The 17,671-nt window shown below is 41.7% G+C and carries 19 protein-coding genes; 9 read left to right on the top strand and 10 right to left on the bottom strand.

Annotated elements, in window-relative coordinates; genetic code table 11:
* The first annotated feature begins 459 nt into the window (after positions 1–459).
* Positions 460–585: a hypothetical protein gene (locus tag Q0993_RS11890; RefSeq protein ID WP_299533271.1), complete on the top strand. Its 126-nt coding sequence runs from the start codon at positions 460–462 to the stop codon at positions 583–585.
* 225 nt (positions 586–810) lie between these two features.
* Here the strand turns inward: Q0993_RS11890 and Q0993_RS11885 are convergent, their stop codons facing one another.
* The 5 genes from Q0993_RS11885 to Q0993_RS11865 form a co-directional block, all read right to left on the bottom strand.
* Entirely contained in the window at positions 811–2,364 is a 1,554-nt protein-coding gene (locus tag Q0993_RS11885; protein ID WP_299533268.1) for an aldehyde dehydrogenase family protein, read from the bottom strand.
* A 98-nt stretch (positions 2,365–2,462) separates the two neighbouring features.
* Positions 2,463–2,825: a DUF1304 domain-containing protein gene (locus Q0993_RS11880; RefSeq protein WP_299533265.1), complete on the bottom strand. Its 363-nt coding sequence runs from the start codon at positions 2,823–2,825 to the stop codon at positions 2,463–2,465.
* 2 nt (positions 2,826–2,827) lie between these two features.
* Positions 2,828–3,367, bottom strand: a complete 540-nt coding sequence (locus Q0993_RS11875) for a 3-hydroxyanthranilate 3,4-dioxygenase (RefSeq protein ID WP_299533263.1) — start codon at positions 3,365–3,367, stop codon at positions 2,828–2,830.
* A gap of 111 nt (positions 3,368–3,478) precedes the next feature.
* A complete protein-coding gene (locus Q0993_RS11870; protein ID WP_299533261.1) occupies positions 3,479–3,964 on the bottom strand; it encodes a CAP domain-containing protein in 486 nt (161 codons plus the stop codon).
* A 251-nt stretch (positions 3,965–4,215) separates the two neighbouring features.
* Positions 4,216–4,764, bottom strand: coding sequence for a CvpA family protein (locus tag Q0993_RS11865; RefSeq protein WP_299533258.1), 549 nt, complete (start codon positions 4,762–4,764; stop codon positions 4,216–4,218).
* 81 nt (positions 4,765–4,845) lie between these two features.
* Between Q0993_RS11865 and Q0993_RS11860 the strand changes: the two genes are divergently transcribed.
* The 4 genes from Q0993_RS11860 (at position 4,846) to Q0993_RS11845 (ending at position 9,037) form a co-directional block, all read left to right on the top strand.
* Positions 4,846–5,202 (top strand): hypothetical protein, encoded by a 357-nt coding sequence (locus Q0993_RS11860; RefSeq protein WP_299533255.1) that lies wholly within the window; start codon positions 4,846–4,848, stop codon positions 5,200–5,202.
* A gap of 64 nt (positions 5,203–5,266) precedes the next feature.
* On the top strand, positions 5,267–5,389 hold the full coding sequence (locus Q0993_RS11855; RefSeq protein WP_299533252.1) for a hypothetical protein: 123 nt from the start codon (positions 5,267–5,269) through the stop codon (positions 5,387–5,389).
* A 387-nt stretch (positions 5,390–5,776) separates the two neighbouring features.
* A complete protein-coding gene (glpK, locus tag Q0993_RS11850; protein WP_299533249.1) occupies positions 5,777–7,258 on the top strand; it encodes a glycerol kinase GlpK in 1,482 nt (493 codons plus the stop codon).
* Between the two features lie 114 nt (positions 7,259–7,372).
* Positions 7,373–9,037, top strand: coding sequence for a glycerol-3-phosphate dehydrogenase/oxidase (locus Q0993_RS11845; RefSeq protein WP_299533246.1), 1,665 nt, complete (start codon positions 7,373–7,375; stop codon positions 9,035–9,037).
* On the opposite strand, the gene Q0993_RS11840 is transcribed toward Q0993_RS11845, so the two are convergent.
* Positions 9,034–10,359, bottom strand: coding sequence for an alpha/beta hydrolase (locus Q0993_RS11840; RefSeq protein ID WP_299533243.1), 1,326 nt, complete (start codon positions 10,357–10,359; stop codon positions 9,034–9,036). The genes Q0993_RS11845 and Q0993_RS11840 overlap by 4 nt on opposite strands.
* Positions 10,360–10,484: 125 nt before the next feature.
* Here Q0993_RS11840 and Q0993_RS11835 point away from each other — a divergent pair, with 125 nt between their 5' ends.
* Entirely contained in the window at positions 10,485–11,237 is a 753-nt protein-coding gene (locus tag Q0993_RS11835; protein WP_299533240.1) for a LytTR family DNA-binding domain-containing protein, read from the top strand.
* Between the two features lie 12 nt (positions 11,238–11,249).
* Here Q0993_RS11835 and Q0993_RS11830 read toward each other — a convergent pair whose 3' ends face one another.
* The gene (locus tag Q0993_RS11830) at positions 11,250–12,251 is read right to left on the bottom strand and encodes an NAD(P)H-dependent glycerol-3-phosphate dehydrogenase (protein WP_299533238.1); all 1,002 of its coding nucleotides are present in this window, start codon (positions 12,249–12,251) and stop codon (positions 11,250–11,252) included.
* A gap of 147 nt (positions 12,252–12,398) precedes the next feature.
* Here Q0993_RS11830 and Q0993_RS11825 point away from each other — a divergent pair, with 147 nt between their 5' ends.
* The gene (locus Q0993_RS11825) at positions 12,399–13,310 is read left to right on the top strand and encodes a nicotinic acid mononucleotide adenyltransferase (protein WP_299533235.1); all 912 of its coding nucleotides are present in this window, start codon (positions 12,399–12,401) and stop codon (positions 13,308–13,310) included.
* A gap of 114 nt (positions 13,311–13,424) precedes the next feature.
* Here the strand turns inward: Q0993_RS11825 and Q0993_RS11820 are convergent, their stop codons facing one another.
* Positions 13,425–14,276 carry an AraC family transcriptional regulator gene (locus tag Q0993_RS11820; protein WP_299533232.1) on the bottom strand — a complete coding sequence of 284 codons (852 nt, stop codon included), beginning with the start codon at positions 14,274–14,276 and terminating at the stop codon, positions 13,425–13,427.
* Positions 14,277–14,428: 152 nt separating this feature from the next.
* Here Q0993_RS11820 and Q0993_RS11815 point away from each other — a divergent pair, with 152 nt between their 5' ends.
* A complete protein-coding gene (locus tag Q0993_RS11815; protein WP_299533229.1) occupies positions 14,429–15,403 on the top strand; it encodes a phytanoyl-CoA dioxygenase family protein in 975 nt (324 codons plus the stop codon).
* Between the two features lie 14 nt (positions 15,404–15,417).
* Here the strand turns inward: Q0993_RS11815 and Q0993_RS11810 are convergent, their stop codons facing one another.
* Complete coding sequence (locus Q0993_RS11810) at positions 15,418–15,774, bottom strand: hypothetical protein (RefSeq protein ID WP_299533227.1); 357 nt, start codon at positions 15,772–15,774, stop codon at positions 15,418–15,420.
* Positions 15,775–15,932: 158 nt separating this feature from the next.
* Between Q0993_RS11810 and Q0993_RS11805 the strand changes: the two genes are divergently transcribed.
* Positions 15,933–17,462 (top strand): SulP family inorganic anion transporter, encoded by a 1,530-nt coding sequence (locus Q0993_RS11805; RefSeq protein WP_299533225.1) that lies wholly within the window; start codon positions 15,933–15,935, stop codon positions 17,460–17,462.
* A 47-nt stretch (positions 17,463–17,509) separates the two neighbouring features.
* Here the strand turns inward: Q0993_RS11805 and Q0993_RS11800 are convergent, their stop codons facing one another.
* Positions 17,510–17,656: a hypothetical protein gene (locus Q0993_RS11800; RefSeq protein ID WP_299533223.1), complete on the bottom strand. Its 147-nt coding sequence runs from the start codon at positions 17,654–17,656 to the stop codon at positions 17,510–17,512.
* Positions 17,657–17,671 lie beyond the last annotated feature (15 nt).

The following is a 17,671-nucleotide window of genomic DNA, read 5'->3' as shown; positions in this document are numbered from 1 at the left end:
AAAAATCTTAAAAAATGTTAAAATGATATAGTAAATCCTAGAAACCGGTGCGGTAAGGATTACAAGGCATAGGCTTTTTAGGTCAAGTCATACAATTTTCATAACCACTTATAAAAAGTACAGTTCCAGTTGTGGAAATATTTAGGAAATTGCCACAAATATTTGCAATGCAACCCTACCTCTCCCAACAAGGTTCTGGCATTGAGGTAGGGTTTTAAGAATACTTTGAGTTAGTTAGTTTGGTTGGTTTTAAACCCGCTATGGTTCCAGACTTGGACCTAGCGGGTTTACCGTTACGTATGAATCGAATATCTAGTAATTTACGATATCGGGAATCTGTCAACCTTAATGGATAATGTGAAAATTATACAGAGAGTTAGGTAAGAAGTACATTACTATGCGGAATATGGCAGTTTGGAACATAATTTTGAATACAACGAACCAATACACCCCATGAATATGAAAACAGAAATCATAAAAGCAGTCACTTTTCTATGTATGTTCCTGGTCTTGGGCCTGCAGTCCTTGTTACATGGAAGTTGGACCGCAAAGGAACCGAAACCGGTAGAAACCAAAAACAAATAGATAGCTTTATCTTGACCTGTTGATTTGGTATGCCCATTCGATTAAAAACGGATGCTTACATTAGTTTAAGATGTGTCTCAAGGCCCGCCAATCTTTAAACCGGTTCGCCGATGGCAAATCAAGGAGTTAAGGGGTCGATGGGTCTGTCGTTCTATACATCAAACGGTAGATTTTTATGCGGCTCTGCAACCGATACATGAAAAATGGAACGGAAGGATTGCACTCCTATAATTTAAATGATATTCCTTGGGCCAATGGCAACTGATCAGAGAAATTAATGGTATTCGTCTGCCTCCGCATATAAACTTTCCAGGCATCCGAACCGCTTTCCCGACCGCCGCCTGTCTCTTTCTCGCCGCCAAAAGCACCCCCGATTTCGGCACCTGAAGTACCAATATTTACATTGGCAATACCACAATCGCTTCCCCATGCGGAAAGAAACTTTTCAGCTTCCCTTAAGTTGGTGGTCATTATTGCGGATGAAAGCCCTTGTACCACGCCGTTTTGAATGGCTATGGCATTTTCCACATTGCCGGAATACTTCAGCAAGTACAAAATTGGAGCGAAAGTTTCATGTTGAACGATTTCAAAATCGTTCTTGGCTTCTGCAATGGCAGGCTTTACATAACAACCACTTTCATAACCTTCACCTTCAAGAACACCACCGCTTACTACTAGCTTTCCACCTTCCGCAACAACTTGTTCCAAAGCCCTTTTATACATTCCCACAGCATCCGTATCGATTAACGGGCCCACGTGATTGCTCTGGTCCAAAGGATTACCGATACGCAATTGCTTGTAGGCATCGACTACCGCATTTTTTACCTGATCATAAATGGATTCATGAACAATTAATCTTCGGGTGGAAGTACATCGTTGTCCACAGGTTCCTACAGCTCCAAATACCGCTCCGATGACTGTCATTTTTATATCGGCATCCGGCGTAACAACTATGGCATTGTTTCCTCCGAGTTCTAGGAGCGATTTTCCCAACCTCGCAGCAACCGCCTGTGCTACTATTTTCCCCATACGAATGGACCCAGTAGCAGAAATCAAGGGGACCCTCTTATCGGTTGTGATGAACTCTCCCACTTTGTAATCCCCATTGATCAAACAGGAAATCCCTTCGGGCAAGTCATTTTCCTTTAGGACTTCTGCGGAGATATTTTGGCAGGCGACACCGCATAGAGGCGTTTTTTCCGAAGGCTTCCAAATACATACATCACCACAGACCCAGGCCAAGGCCGTATTCCATGCCCAAACGGCGACCGGGAAATTAAAGGCCGAAATAATACCAACCACCCCTAATGGATGATATTGTTCATACATGCGATGCCCCGGACGTTCCGAATGCATCGTAAGGCCATGTAATTGTCTGGAAAGACCAACCGCAAAATCGCAGATGTCAATCATTTCTTGAACCTCTCCCAGACCTTCCTGATAACTTTTGCCCATTTCATAGGAAACCAGTTTTCCCAGAGGTTCTTTGAGATGTCTTAGTTTTTCACCGAATTGGCGAACGATTTCTCCGCGTTGTGGGGCCGGGGTTTTGCGCCAGGATGTAAAGGCTGCTTCGGCAGTACGTATTACCTTTTCATAATCCTCTGGTGTAGTGCTCGTAACACTTCCGATTAACACGCCATCAACAGGGGAATGAGACGTAATAGTATCGCCTGAGCCGAAATTTTCCGAACCTGTTGAGGTTCCCATATTGATATCTCGGACACCTAACTGGTCCAAGGCTTTTTGTATCCCAAAATCGGTTGCAACTACAGACATTTTTATAACTTTTTAAGAATGAATTGTTAGAATTTTGACAAAGCTACGAATATTAACCGTTTTCCTGTCTTGGAAAGTATTAATGTTGAAGCCCTCTTTTATTTTAAAAAGATGAGAAGAATGGCAACCAGCGCAGGAAGGGCCTGTACAAAGAATATTTTCTTATCGGCAGTCAGTGCTCCATAGATTCCGGCTATGGAAACACACCCCAAAAAGAAAAGGGAAATAGAATCCACCCAAATTTTATCCTTAATAAAGAATGTCCATATCAGTCCAGCGGCCAAAAAACCATTGTAAAGACCTTGGTTTGCAGCCAAAGGTTTGGTGGGTTCAAAAAGCTCAGGGGGAAAACTGCGAAATATTTTTCTGCCCCGTGTGGTCCAGGCAAACATCTCGAACCATAAAAAATAAAGATGGAAAAGGGCAACCAATCCTATTAGTATCCTAATCGCTATTTCCATAGTTAATCCTTGGCAATAAAACGTTCATCTACCGGCATCACAGTTCCGCAATTGGAACAGGTACGTAATTCTTTGGAGCTATAAAAATGTTTAAAATGGGCCAAGAAGTCCTTTTCGATATCCTCTAATGTAAAATAGGCCTCATAGAGCTTGTGATTGCAATTATCACAAAACCAAAGGAGTCCATCATCCACATTCATATCCGCTCGTTTACGTTCTACCACTAAACCAATCGACCCCTCGTGCCGAACCGGGGAATGGGGTATTTTGGCGGGATGCAGATACATATCCCCTGGTCCTAACTTGAATGTTTTCTTCTTCCCGTCCTCCTGAATGTGAACTTCGATATTTCCCTCCAATTGATAAAAAAGCTCTTCGGTCTCATTGTAATGATAATCCTTTCGGGCATTGGGCCCCGCAACTATCATAACGATATAGTCTCCGGCATCTTTGTATAAATTTTTGTTGCCTACGGGAGGTTTTAGGGTATCTCTATTTTCCTCGAGCCATTTATTGAGGTTAAAGGGGGGTGAAATTGCCATATTTCTTTGTTGATAGTTTTTGGTTGTCCAACAATTGTTTCCATATCGGGAACAAATAACCGTCAACCGATTTTATCAAATTTAAGAAAAGAAATTGGCTTTATCGGAAAGCTAGCGGTAGAAGAGTTGGGTAAAATAAAAGTTACCGCTGGCGTCTTTTTTTACACTTACGGCAGTATGCGTAAACTCGTCTTCCATGGTTTTTTTGTGACTAGTACTATTTAACCAACCCTGGAATGCTTCGGAAGCGGTGTCATAATCCTTGGCCACATTTTCACCTACATATTCAGCATTGACCTCGGCTGCGATACCTGAGGCACGTGCGCTGAAATTATCATGGCTCAAATCGCCCTGGGCTATCATGTAATCATTGTGCTTATTGGCATATTCATGGGCTATGGGGCTATATTGTAAGGCGGCATAGCCAATAGATATTCTATGATTATTAACTACGGTAATAAGTTCCTGTTCCACTTCGACCACATTTTCGGCCTCGGGAATATTAGGGATTTCGGCAAGGGCATCGGACTCCTTGGTACAGGCTGTGGACAATAATGCCAAGCACACCAAAAAAGTATAGCCAACTCTTCTATTCACAGAGTTTAACTTCAGCTTCATACAATGTTCTAAATTGTAAGCAGGTGTTCACGCAAGTAGGTCTGGATAAGTGGGGGGATTATTCCCGATGAAAAGTGGAAATAAAAGTTGAACGGGGAGAGATTCAACGGGATAATAATAGAGAAAATTATCCAATTCAACTTTTAAAAAATTCCTTTTTTCGATAAAAGGCACTTTTTAATCCACATCGGTAATTTTATAGGCATCGCTATTACATGCAAAAATGAAATTCAAGTCATTAATGAAAAGGTATTGCAAACCACCTGATGTTGCTGTAGCTCGGGTTCACTTCCTGAATTTCCCTTTAAAACCTTTGAGAAGACAAAGGCCCCTATTTCCTTAATGGGCTCATAAAGTACAGAATTTTTTAGAGTATCGTTTTGGATAAAGCCTGTAGAAGAATTTACCCGTTCAAAAAAAATAAGAAGTGCTCCCAGTATTACTGCTACCTTTAACGCCCCAAAAATGGCACCGGCAATTTTATTCAATAGACCCAACATGGCAAAATCCGCAATTTTGGTCAGGAATTTTCCCGCTATATGCACGATAAGCACAATTGCGAAAAAGGTTATTATAAAAGCGGCAATGTTGATATAACGTTCGTCCCAGTCCATATTTTGGGAAAGGTAATCACCGGCGTAGTAGGAGAAGTGAATGGCTCCAAAAATTCCGGCTACAAGTGCAATAATAGAGGCTATCTCTAGGAAAAGTCCATTTTTAAGGCCTTTCCAAAGTCCCCAAAGCAATAATAATCCCAGAACAATATCCAAGAAATTCATACTGGCAGTGTTTTAGCAAAAGTAACATTTTTGATTTGTACCTTTATCCCGCTGACTATAAAGAAAGAATTCAAAAAAAGCATGTCCAGGGATTTACAACTTAAGGAACGTTGGGACGTTTTGGTGGAGAAGTTATCTGCCCAATTTGCCGATGGAGATCTTTTGGAGCTGGATGCCATTATCTACTTGATCGGTGTGCAGGAGTTGGGACAATATCACAAGACCTACAAAAAGGACGAAAAACTCAATTTAATGCATATCGCCATCTGTAGGCTATTGGAACCCTATGGTTATTATGAATTCGATTTTTTTGATGAGGACGGTTGGCCCCATTACACGATGAAGGAAGCCCTGCCACATTTAAAGGCCGGCGAGCAATCGGTGTTGATGAAGGAGGCCATAGTCAACTATTTTGTAGAGAAGGCCTATATAAATTGACAAACCCGCAAACCAAACGAATTAACGGCCAAGGAAAAAGGGAAATCCAAACATATCATATCAAATGTGCAAAGACATTTCCTACTATGCCGTAATCTTTGTATCGGCCCTTAGCAACAATGACCACGGTTATTTGGAAATGGCAAGGAAATGGAAAACCTCGTCTCAAAACAACCTGGATTTTTAAGATTTGAAAGCGCAAGGAGGGAGGTTGGTATCTCAGTGGTTTATTGGAAAACCTTAAAATCCGTTATTAGATTTGAAAGATAGGCCAATCACCAATTTGCACAGGAAAAGGGAATAGGGGATTGGTACAATTGGTATAAAGCACAGGTTTGCAAGGTTGGGTGGGAGTATGATTTCTCTAAGAAAGCTTTTGCCATCAAATAAGATTTTAGTTTTGGATACAGTTAATTTTAGAAGATGCGGATTCCTATATTTTAAACTTTCCCTAACTACAACGATAGAGTATTTCCAACCCTTTGCCGTTCCTCTTTAATCAAGTATATTTATATCATTGCGTTGCTTCTTTTATGCCAATTTGGGGTGTATTGGGCAATAAAACCACCACATTATGGACTACATCATTGCATTAGATCAAGGGACCACAAGTTCTAGAGCCCTTCTTGTTGATAAGGAAGGTAAAATAAAGGGCATGGTACAAAAAGAGTTCAAACAGATTTTTCCGAAATCGGGATGGGTAGAACATGACCCCATGGAAATTCTGGAATCGCAGATGGAAGTACTCAACGAATTAATACAGAAAGAAAAGGTAGCGCCAGTGGATATTAGGGCCATAGGAATAACCAATCAACGGGAGACAACTATGGTTTGGGACAAGAATACCGGGGAACCAGTGTACAATGCCATTGTATGGCAAGATAAGCGAACAGCGGACATCTGTGAGGATTTAAAAAATGAAGGATACACCGAACACGTTCGGAAGACTACAGGTCTGGTCATCGACTCCTATTTTTCGGGAACCAAGGTAAAATGGATTTTGGACAATGTTGCCGGAGCCAAGGCAAAAGCGGATAATGGAGATTTGCTCATGGGTACCGTGGATACTTGGTTGATATGGAACATGACGGACAAAAAGAATCATGTAACGGATTATACCAATGCGTCCAGGACTATGATTTACGACATTGTAAATTTAAAATGGGACGATAAACTATTGAATGCCTTGGGGATTCCGAAAAGCATGTTACCTACGGTTCAACCTTCGGCACACCATTTTGGGGACTATGAAATTGACGGGGTACAAATTCCTATTGCAGGAATTGCAGGAGATCAACAAGCCGCACTTTTTGGCCAAGGATGTTTTAAAGAAGGAACCGCAAAAAACACCTACGGCACCGGTTGTTTTATGTTGATGAACACCGGAGAAGACCCTCAATTTTCCAAGAATGGACTTTTGACTACCATTGCCTACGGGTTGGACGGCAAGGTGAACTATGCTTTGGAAGGAAGCATCTTTATAGCTGGTGCGGCCATACAATGGCTACGTGATGGATTGGAAGTTATTGAGGACGCCAAGGAAACGGAGGCATTGGCAAACTCCATTGAAGGGGAAAGCTCAGTATATGTGGTACCGGCCTTCGCGGGTCTCGGTGCACCTTATTGGGACATGTATGCCCGTGGTGCAATTTTTGGATTAACCCGCGATACGGGAAAGGCCCATTTGGCAAAAGCGACCCTGGAGTCTTTGGCCTATCAAACCAAGGATATACTCAAGGCTATGGAGGACGATTCTGGAATTCAATTGGAAAACCTTAGGGTAGATGGCGGGGCTTGCGCCAATAACTATCTGATGCAATTCCAAGCCGATATTTTAGATACCGAGGTACATCGTCCCGAAGTCATTGAATCCACCGCCATGGGCGCTGCATTTTTAGCAGGAATCCAGGTAGGGCTTTGGACACAGGAAGATATTGATCAAAACCGGCCGATGGACCGTGTTTTTCAGCCTACTTTTGACCGTGTAAAACGAAAGCGTCTGTATAAAAACTGGCAAAAAGCCGTAGAGCGCACCAAGGGTTGGGAAGAATCGTGACCATTTCTGGATTTGTCGTTTGATGGAGGGAAAACCTTATGATGAAATAGGATTTGTACCTACTTTTAGATTAGGAATGAAAAATCAATAAAAAGATACTCTAATACGTTCAACATGAACCTAAAATTCTCAAATCTAGATAGAACAAAGATGATTGGAAATCTGTCCAAGGACGAATTTGATCTTGTCGTTATTGGAGGAGGTATCACGGGAGGGGGCATTGCCTTGGACGCAGCATCAAGGGGCTTAAAGGTAGCTTTAGTGGAAAAGGGGGATTTTGCCTCGGGGACTAGTAGCAAATCCACAAAATTGATTCATGGCGGGTTACGTTATTTAAAGCAGTTCGATTTTTGGCTGGTAAAAGAAGTAGGTTCGGAACGGGCCATTGTACATAAACTGGCGCCACATCTGGTACTGCCCGAAAAGATGTTGCTACCTCTTATTGAGAACGGCTCCTATGGAAAATGGTTGACTTCCATTGGATTAAAGGTCTACGATATTTTGGCACAGGTCTCAGGGGATGACAAACGGAAGATGCTGGAGAAAAAGGAAGCCCTGAAACTGGAGCCTCTGTTACCTAAAAAAATATTGAACGGGGCAGGCTATTATGCCGAATATAGAACCGATGATGCCCGCCTTACCATTGAAAACATAAAGACAAGTCTTCAATTTGGTGCACTGGCCTTGAATTATGCCAAGGTCACTGACTTTCTGTATACCGATAATCAAGTTGCGGGGGTAAAAATTGCAGATGGGATTTCGGGGAAGGAATTCGATATTAAATCAAAATATGTAATCAATGCCGCTGGCCCTTGGGTCGATGAACTTCGCGGGATGAACAATTCCAAGAAAGGAAAACAATTACACTTGACCAAAGGAGTTCATTTAGTGTTTCCCCATGAGAAACTCCCCGTAAAACAATCCGTGTATTTTGATATACCGGACGGGCGCATGATGTTTGCCATCCCACGTGGAAAAATAACCTATATAGGAACTACCGATACCAATTTTAATAAGGATAAGGACAACGTTCGAACAGATCTGGCCGATGCCATTTATCTGATATCTGCGGTCAATAATATGTTCCCCAGTATTAACCTGGAAATGGATGATATTGTCTCCTCCTGGGCTGGACTGCGGCCCTTGATTCATGAAGAAGGCAAATCGGCCTCGGAACTTTCCAGAAAGGATGAGATATTTACCTCGGATACCGGCTTGCTCAGTATTGCCGGTGGAAAGCTTACGGGATATCGAAAAATGGCCGAACGTGTCGTCGATCGCATCACCAAAAAACTGGAGGAAGATCATGCTACCGAAGTTGAGGAATGTACCACGGATGCCATTCCCCTGTGCGGTAATGTGGGCTTTAAAAAGTTCAAGCACGTAAAGCGATATATTTCGGAGATCCATAATCGTCTAAAAGAAGATGGGTTTACGGCCTACGATGCCTGGTTCCTGGTGACCAATTATGGGAAACAGACCGAGACTATTTTAGAGACCTATGCCGAATTAAAGGATATAGATAATCGTATCAAAATGATTAAGGCCGAGCTCCGATTTGGTATCCAGTATGAAATGGTCCAAAATCCCATGGATTTTTTCATCCGTAGGACCGGTAGATTGTATTTTGATATTGATGGGGTACGTAATTACATGGATTCCGTGTTGGATGAGTTCAAGTCAATTTTTAACGTTGGTGATTCCCAGATTCTGGCATGGAAGGAGGAGCTTTTGCACGAAATTGAAGAGCATTCAAATTTTAGCCTGGAGCGGGTCTAAGGTTGTATGCCTGCCATTTCCTGTGCCCATTCTATGATAACGAGTACAGTCCCTTCGTCCCATTTTCCGGCTTTGCCCTCAAAGGAATCTTTTGACGTTTTGTGAATGGTGTTCCAGTGATCTAATCCGGGATATTCCAATAATGCGTGGTCGGAATGCCCATTTCTTTTTAGGACCTGTAATATCATTTTGTTGTCAAAGGCAGACATGATCCAATCGTTTGAGCCCCTTAGGATTCTTACGGGAACCTTGAGTTTTTCCCATTGACCGGCCAAGTTGAAATCCTGCAATTGTTGATAATAACGTACCGGTCTCCCGTACATATGGGCCGGACCGTGATAATTGAATTGGGCCAAGGCCGGATAGGTATTGACCACTTCTTGATAGGTCTTCTTTTCAATGAGCATCCCGTAATATAATGGAATGAAATAGTTGTTCATCTTCTCCACAATTTCTGCTTCCGTATTCCCTTGAAACTGTAGAATACGACGTTCTATTTCCAGCATATGCTCATACCATGTCTTAAAGAAAGTACCATCAGAAATTACTCCGGCCAAATTGAACTCATTGGCCAACAATGGAGCAAGCGCACTTCCCATACTGGAGCCATAGATCACAATTTTATCAGGGTCTACATAAGACTTTGATTTTAAGTTTCGTATGGCAGCTCGATAACCCTCAAGATCCATGAGAAAATCGGATTGACCACAATCTCCATCGCTATCTCCAACGCCAGGTTTTTCTATGCGCATGACCACCATTCCTGATTTTTCCACTAAATCGGTGATGGTCTGTACCCAATTTCCCTTTCGTCCTGGATACGTTTCAATGCTGGAGCAACTAAGACCTCCTATCAATACGACGGCGGGTTGTCTTCCCTTTTTCCGAGGTTTTGTAATTATGATTCTTTGGGTTATCCCGTAAGCACTGGTAATCTCTTCGTAAAAAGTTTCCAGATTCGTATGGGATTCCATTTCAAGTGGTTCAAAACGAAGCTGCTTTTTATATAGCGAGTTGTCCCTCACCGCCTCTATGGTTATGGGGGTATCCCCTCTTAGTCCATAGAAAATGTCGCTCCAGATTTCCTCGTCCAAAATGGAAACTCCATTTACCCGGATAAGCCGATCTCCTGGTAAAAACCCAGCCTTTTCCAAAGGGCTATTTTTTTCAATAGATTGTATAATAGCCCCTGGGGCTGCATTGGATGGTGCTATTTTTGCTTGCCAAACTGCCCTTCTTCCCAAATTTTGTGCACTTAACAAACAAGCGGTCAACAAAAAGACTATGAGGATTGGCCCAGAGCTTTTAACTTCAATTTTCATGGTAGTACAATTTTTTGGTTTCCTTAAAATTAGATTGCCTAACTTTAAGATTCCGAGGAATTATGTGGTTCCTTGCTCTTTTTATGTGAAAAGCGTACTGTACATGATTTTAATTTTTTAGCAAGATGAAAAGTGTACCTGATTTCTACCTGTTCAACTCTAGGATAGCGACACATATTATTTTTTGGGTAGGATATTACGCGCTATTCGGATTGCTTTGGGCGGGCCAAGAAGGATATATGGCATCCTTTTATTTGGAGTTTGTTTTACTGCCCATCCGTATTTTGGCTGTATACGCCACCCTCTATTTTTTGATGCCCAAATTCCTATTAAAACGAAAGTACGTTCAGTTTTTAGTGGGATATATGATTATGCTGGTATCCGCGGGGATACTTCAAAGAGTATTCATCCACCTTTTTTATGAGGAACTGTTGCTCAATGATTTTAGTACTGGATTATTTAGCATCAGAATGCTGGTACGGGCTATGGTATTGATCAATACTACGGTTTTGTTTGTAATGGGTGTAAAACTTTTTCAACTCTGGATACTGGAACGGGAAAAAAATGAAAGGGATAATGAAAAAATCTTGGAGCTTAAGGCCAACAGAAGGATTCACAGAGTGTCTTCTGGGCACGTTCTGTATATAGAGGGCTTGGGAAATTATGTAACCTATCACCTTTTGGACAACTCCAAGATAACAGTCTATGGGAGTATAAAAAGTACACTATCTGCCCTTCCCGGAAATTTTCGGAGAATACATCGCTCTTATATTGTAAACAAGGACCATATAAAGTCTTACGATTTAAATTCGGTTGAGGTTCAGAATCAATTCATCCCTCGGGGAAGCAGTGCAAACGACGATTTGCTTCTAGGCTGACCTTCAGTGGAATTAATTCAATTTATGGGTCAAGGCCTTAAAGGACTTTTTTGGGTTTTTTCCAGCGTATAGCACTTCGTAAACGGCGTCAATAATTGGGGTCTTTACTTTCTTTTTGAGTTTGGATTTAATCTCATAAGTGCTTTTAGTCGCGTAATACCCCTCTGCCACCATGTTCATCTCCATCATGGCACTTTTTACGGTATAACCTTTACCTATCATATTGCCGAACATTCTATTACGACTAAAAATAGAATAGCCCGTGACCAACAGGTCGCCCAAATAGGCGGATTCGTTGATGTTACGATCAATGTTGTGAATGCGTTTCGTAAAACGTTTCATTTCACGTATCGCGTTGCTCATTAGGACACTTTGAAAATTATCACCATAGCCAAGTCCATGGGCAATTCCTGCTGCTACGGCATAAATATTCTTAAGCATAGCTGCATATTCCGTACCGATGATGTCCTTGGTAATCTTTGTTTTAATATAATGACTACTGAGATTTTTCGCCATTAATTTGGCTTTCTTATCATCCGCACAGGCAATGGTCAAATAAGAAAGTCGTTCCAAGGCCACTTCTTCGGCATGGCAGGGACCGGTAATGACCCCTATATTCTCAAATGGGATATTGTATTTCTCATGAAAGTGCTCCCCAACGATCAATCCGGTTTCGGGTACGATACCCTTTATGGCCGAAAAAACAATTTTGTCTTCAAGTGGAAGAGTGGACTTTTGGAGTTCACTCTCCAAGAAAGCCGAGGGAATAGCGAAAATCAACACATCTGCATTGGATATTGCCGTATCGATAGTATGGGTCAATTGGAGCTTGTCCAAATCCAATTCTACAGAAGATAAATAATTAGGATTGTGTCCTTGGATTTTGATGTATCCGATAGCATCCGGGTTTCGCATGTACCAGATTACGTCGCCCAAATTTTCAGTCAGCATTTTTATGAGGGCCGTGGCCCAACTTCCCCCACCGAGCACAGCGAATTTCAAGTCTTTATCCATGAATCTTTTTTGGACCAAGCCAATCTTTAATTTACAGGCCAAAAATACCTAAAATAAACGCCTTGGGCTTAATCCTTGATTATCAAATGGTTAAAAAATTTGGCACAGTGGTTGTTTTATACCAATCAAATTATAAAACCATAGGTTATGAGGGCAAAACTACTTTTTGGGATGGTTCTATTAGGAACCTTAGTGACTTCTTGCTACACGGAAGTAATTGTAGAAGATGAGTTTATCGAGGATTCAGCCATTAACACCGATTTGGTATTACAGTCCTATGACCTTTGGTATGTGGATATCAACCAAACCCGTGGCAATGGCGAGGTTCCCTTCCTACAACGGGCCTTTACCATTTCTTTTGATGACGGGGTGGTATATGCCAACAACAATATAGTAGGTATAGGTAAAACGGGAAATGGCTTGGGAATAGACGTTGGGTTTTATTCCACTTTACGCGGTGCGGTGGAAATTGACCACGATGTGGATGGTCCTTGGCTCTTGGAAGTATTTGCCATTAACGGAAATTCGATTGAATTATATGATGGTCGTTCCAATACCTCCTATGTCTTAAGGGGATATCAGCGAAACAATTTTGACTATGACCTGGTCTTTTATGACAATATCAACTACTTCATACAGGAGTATGATGCCTGGGAAAAAGTATATACTAGCGAGGAAGGGGTTATCAATGATTTTGATAATGAAAACTTTTTACAGTTTTTACCGGACTTCTTTCGGTCTTCAATAGATGCTGTAGGGACACCGATTTCAAATCTTCAGTGGGATTTTGAGGGTGATTATCAGGTTTATGACGTAGAAAACGATGAAACGCTCAAAACTTTAACACTCGCTTATGACTTCATGGGCAATGATTACTTTGAGCTATACGTTATCAATGATAGTACAATTGAATTGTATCACCCCAATAGCGGAACGGTATACGAGTTTCGTGGTAAAGGATACCAGCAGTACTTAAAATCTGTTAAGGGCTCCGTAGCCAAAAAGAGAACAAAGACTTCAAATCCTATTATGAAGGTAGAACGCAAAAGAAATAGATAAAGATTTTTTGGTTGGTTATTTAGTTAGGAATCGCCCTGGTCCCAATTCGTGGATTTGGGGCGATTTTTTATGAAATATTCGTATTGAACCCAACAAGAAGATAGATTCTTTTTATCAGGATGGCATTAGGTGTCTTCGCTTAAATTCCGAGGGATTTTCTTGGGTTACTTTTTTAAAAATGCGATTAAAGTAAGAAAGGCTTTCAAACCCACATTCATAACAGGTCTCGCTAATGTTTTTGCCGAGGAGTAGCAAGCGTTTTGCCTGACTAATACGGTATTGGTTTAAAAAATTGGTAAAAGTGGTTCCTGTGGTTTTCTTGAAATAGCGGCAAAAGGCCGGTTTGCTTAAACTACAAAGGGCAGCGACTTCTTCCAATGGTATTTTATTTTGATAACGTTCGTCGATCAGGGCGTAGATTTCCCGGATTCGTGCCTGCTCCTTATGGCTATACTTATTGACGAAGGGTTTGCTATGAAGCAATTCAAATTCCTTGCTTCCTGCCAAAAACCTGAGGATAGAAAGAATCTCCAAAAAAAACTCAAAGGAGGGCAATGTATGAAGTTTCTTCATCCGTTTACCAATCTCTGTCTTGGTGGCACCGGTAAAAGCCAATCCATACTTGGAAAGCTCCATGAGGCGATCCAAAGATTGTAGCTCTGGCATTTGCGCTATAATCGACTGCTTAAATGTGGGTTTAATATGTAATACCTCCTTTCTATACGAAGTAGTGACCCCATGGTCAAAATTGAGATGGGGAATGTTAGAACCGATCAATACCAAATCACTGTCGGTAAACTGCGAAATATGATCACCAACGTGCCGTGTGGCACTGGCCCCCTCAATATAAACCAATTCAAATTCGGGATGAAAATGCCAGTAAAAAAGATGGTTTAACTTGGGATCATGTAAAAGCCGAAAGGGACTTTTGGAGTCTGAATGAATGTTTTCCAGCTGGATTTTCATAATTAAATATAACAAAATTGTCATGTAGAAATGATTTTAAATAGAAAAATATCAATATTGTTCAAATAATGGTCAATATGAAGGTGGATTTTTGAAATGAACCGGAGTAGTTTTACCCTATCTATTCTATTACATCAATAAACATTTATATTATGCAACAGACAAAAACAAAGTTGGAAATGGCCAACAAGGCCCATGAAGAAATTCCAGGGAATCCGTCCACGGCCACCAGTAGTAAAATTAATTTGAACGACAGATCAAATGGGAAACCTTTACGCGTTTTGAGCGAAGAGGATTGGCAGTTTTGGATACACAATGGTTACATCGTAATCAAAAATGCAATTCCTAGGGAACAGGCTCAAGCTACAGCCGACTTCATTTGGGAATTCGATGAAAAAAATCCAAATGACCCCGAAACCTGGTATGCTCCTGCTAGGGCCGAAATGCAAATGAAGGAATTGACAGGTACCGGGATGGTAGAAGTTTATAACCATCAACACCTATGGAACAACCGTCAGGCACAGCGGGTTTATGATGCCTTTGTAGATGTTTGGGGCACAGAAAAGCTTTGGGTAACCATAGATCGGGCCAATCTCAATTTTCCTTTACCACCGGGTGTAGACAAAAAAGGCTTCATCCATTGGGATTACGACCCTGAAACCAGACCCCAGAACGTTCAAGGGGTATTGGCACTGGCCGATCAAACGGACGAAAACATGGGAGGTTTTCAATGTATCCCTTGGCTCTATAGAAATTACGATAGTTGGAAACTCACCCAGCCAGAGGACAGGGACAGGTTTCAACCGGATATCTCTGATTTAGAAGATAAGATTGTTAAGGTAAAAATGGAAGCGGGTGATTTATTGATTTTCAATAGTACCGAACCCCATGGGATACGACCCAATAAATCAAAGGACAAAGTACGGATCGCACAATATATTTCCATGATGCCAGCAGAGGAAGATAACCCGGAACTACGGGACTGGCGCGTCAATTCTTGGAAAAACAGGGTTGCCCCCGAAGGATATGCATTTCCGGGAGATCCAAGAAATTGGGAGCAGACCAGATATGAAACCGCTAAACTATCACCACTTGGAGAGCGGTTGTTGGGACTTAAAACTTGGTAATCCCCTATTTTGGATCACTCTAACTTGCCTTTATAAAAAGGTTGAAAGGGATGGATTTCAACTTGGAATAGATTATTCTTTACGGCGATATCCTCCAAAAGCAAATTTTTGGCTTCGGCCAAATTTTTGCTTTTTAGGATAAGCATACCGGTATCGCTATACCGGGCCCCTATAACGATAATGCTGTCCGACCTTAATTTGGAGAGATGGGCCGAATGCTCCTTAAAATGAGTTTGTTCCCCAGGAGATTTGTTGGAATCCCAGAGGTCCCCCAAGGTATATAGCGCTACAAAATAAGTGTCTTCCTTCTCCTGTGAATAGTTTAAAAACGGAAGGATGAATACTGACAGAATAATAAAAGCCTTTTTCATAATAACGGATATTTTGAGGAGAACGTTGTTGTATTCCTAGTTTTTGGAGCGGTTTTGCAACGGACCTTTAAAAATAAATCAAAATCTCAACATTAAAATGTAAAACCTATGGAGAGCGTACAATAAACCCTATTTTTGCGGCCTTAAATTCATAAGGTTTGAAGAAATATCTCAATCTTTTCGATTTTTCACAGGAAGTAGATTATAAGACGGAAATCCTTTCGGGGCTTACCGTGGCCTTGGCCTTAGTGCCCGAGGCCATTGCCTTTGCGTTGATTGCCGGTCTTTCCCCATTAACAGGCTTGTATGCTGCTTTTGTAATGGGCTTGGTCACTTCAATTCTAGGAGGTCGCCCAGGGATGATTTCAGGGGCTACCGGGGCCGTAGCCGTAGTTATTGTTTCCTTAGCCAAAGACTTTGGTATAGAATATGTTTTTGCCACAGTAATATTGGCGGGCCTTCTTCAAATGGCAGCGGGATTCCTTAGGTTGGGCAAGTTAATGCGATTAGTACCACATCCCGTTATTTTTGGTTTTGTAAACGGTTTGGCCATCATTATCTTCATGTCACAGTTGGTACAGTTTCAGGATACGGAAGGCAACTGGCTTTCCGGTATGCAACTCTATGTTTTGTTGGGACTGGTATTTTTGACCATGTTTATTATTTGGGGCCTTCCAAAGTTAAGTAAGGTAGTGCCATCCTCCTTGGTAGCCATCCTTACCATTTTTGGTATTGTGGTCTTCTTTGATATCGACACCCGTACTATTGGTGATATTGCCTCTATTAAGGGGGGCTTTCCTCCTTTCCATATTCCGGAAATTCCATTTTCCTTTGAGACATTACAAATCATTTTTCCTTATGCCGCTGTTGTAGCTGGAGTGGGATTGATTGAGAGTTTATTGACCTTAAATATTGTTGATGAGATAACCGAAACGCGTGGTCGGGGCAACAAAGAGGCAGTAGCACAAGGAACCGCCAATATCCTTTCCGGATTTTTTTCCGGGATGGGCGGGTGTGCCATGATCGGGCAAAGTTTGATCAATACCTCCAACGGGGCCAGGGCAAGACTTTCCGGGATTGTCGCGGCTGTAATGCTTTTGGTATTTATTATGTTCGGTGCCGGACTCATTGAACGGGTTCCCATGGCCGCTTTAACGGGACTTATGATCATGGTTGCCCTAGGTACTTTTGAATGGGCCAGCCTACGTACTTTTCGTCGCATGCCACAATCGGACGTCTTGGTGATGGTACTGGTTACCTTAGTTACCGTTTTTCTCCACAATCTTGCCTTGGCCGTATTGGTAGGGGTTATTATTTCCGCTTTGGTCTTTGCCTGGGACAATGCCAAACGTATTCGTGCACGAAAGTATCTAGACGATGAAGGGGTAAAGCATTATGAAATCTATGGCCCGCTATTCTTTGGTTCTACTACATTGTTTGCCTCAAAATTTGATGTACTTAATGATCCCAATGAGATAATCATTGATTTTAAGGAGAGCCGGGTAGTGGACATGTCCGCTATTGAAGCCTTGAACAAGATTACGGAACGCTATCAAAAAGTGGGTAAAAAGGTACATTTACGGCATTTGAGCAAGGACTGTATCCGTCTGCTCAAAAATGCGGATGATATTATCGAGGTAAATGTTTTGGAAGATCCTACGTATAAAGTAGTGGCGGATAAAGTGTAATAAAGACAGTAGAAGAGAGGAAATAGGGAAATAATAGGAAGAAACTATCACACCTCTTCTTTTGAGACGTTGATTGTTCTTTGCGATATGCCATAGCCACCGGCCCATCCTACCCAGTATTTTAAGGAGATTTGTTTTTGCAAGGACTTGAACTTTTCTGTCCCATTTTCCATATTAATTGCCAAGTCTCTCATAACGCATCGATTTGA

This window comes from Ulvibacterium sp. (assembly GCF_028285715.1).
Classification (GTDB): domain Bacteria; phylum Bacteroidota; class Bacteroidia; order Flavobacteriales; family Flavobacteriaceae; genus Ulvibacterium.
Note: the sequence above shows the minus strand (reverse complement) of the source record. Positions and strands in the feature narration are given on the sequence as shown.

Excerpts from the sequence above, each read along its gene's own strand:
- Q0993_RS11885 (WP_299533268.1), bottom strand. The coding sequence starts at position 2,364 with ATGTCTGTAGTTGCAACCGATTTTGGGATACAAAAAGCCTTGGACCAG.
- Q0993_RS11800 (WP_299533223.1), bottom strand. The coding sequence starts at position 17,656 with ATGAGAGACTTGGCAATTAATATGGAAAATGGGACAGAAAAGTTCAAG.
- glpK (WP_299533249.1), top strand. The coding sequence starts at position 5,777 with ATGGACTACATCATTGCATTAGATCAAGGGACCACAAGTTCTAGAGCC.
- Q0993_RS11865 (WP_299533258.1), bottom strand. The coding sequence starts at position 4,764 with ATGAATTTCTTGGATATTGTTCTGGGATTATTATTGCTTTGGGGACTT.
- Q0993_RS11825 (WP_299533235.1), top strand. The coding sequence starts at position 12,399 with ATGAGGGCAAAACTACTTTTTGGGATGGTTCTATTAGGAACCTTAGTG.
- Q0993_RS11820 (WP_299533232.1), bottom strand. The coding sequence starts at position 14,276 with ATGAAAATCCAGCTGGAAAACATTCATTCAGACTCCAAAAGTCCCTTT.
- Q0993_RS11845 (WP_299533246.1), top strand. The coding sequence starts at position 7,373 with ATGAACCTAAAATTCTCAAATCTAGATAGAACAAAGATGATTGGAAAT.
- Q0993_RS11810 (WP_299533227.1), bottom strand. The coding sequence starts at position 15,774 with ATGAAAAAGGCTTTTATTATTCTGTCAGTATTCATCCTTCCGTTTTTA.
- Q0993_RS11875 (WP_299533263.1), bottom strand. The coding sequence starts at position 3,367 with ATGGCAATTTCACCCCCCTTTAACCTCAATAAATGGCTCGAGGAAAAT.
- Q0993_RS11890 (WP_299533271.1), top strand. The coding sequence starts at position 460 with ATGAAAACAGAAATCATAAAAGCAGTCACTTTTCTATGTATGTTCCTG.
- Q0993_RS11860 (WP_299533255.1), top strand. The coding sequence starts at position 4,846 with ATGTCCAGGGATTTACAACTTAAGGAACGTTGGGACGTTTTGGTGGAG.
- Q0993_RS11830 (WP_299533238.1), bottom strand. The coding sequence starts at position 12,251 with ATGGATAAAGACTTGAAATTCGCTGTGCTCGGTGGGGGAAGTTGGGCC.
- Q0993_RS11835 (WP_299533240.1), top strand. The coding sequence starts at position 10,485 with ATGAAAAGTGTACCTGATTTCTACCTGTTCAACTCTAGGATAGCGACA.
- Q0993_RS11880 (WP_299533265.1), bottom strand. The coding sequence starts at position 2,825 with ATGGAAATAGCGATTAGGATACTAATAGGATTGGTTGCCCTTTTCCAT.
- Q0993_RS11855 (WP_299533252.1), top strand. The coding sequence starts at position 5,267 with ATGTGCAAAGACATTTCCTACTATGCCGTAATCTTTGTATCGGCCCTT.
- Q0993_RS11840 (WP_299533243.1), bottom strand. The coding sequence starts at position 10,359 with ATGAAAATTGAAGTTAAAAGCTCTGGGCCAATCCTCATAGTCTTTTTG.
- Q0993_RS11815 (WP_299533229.1), top strand. The coding sequence starts at position 14,429 with ATGCAACAGACAAAAACAAAGTTGGAAATGGCCAACAAGGCCCATGAA.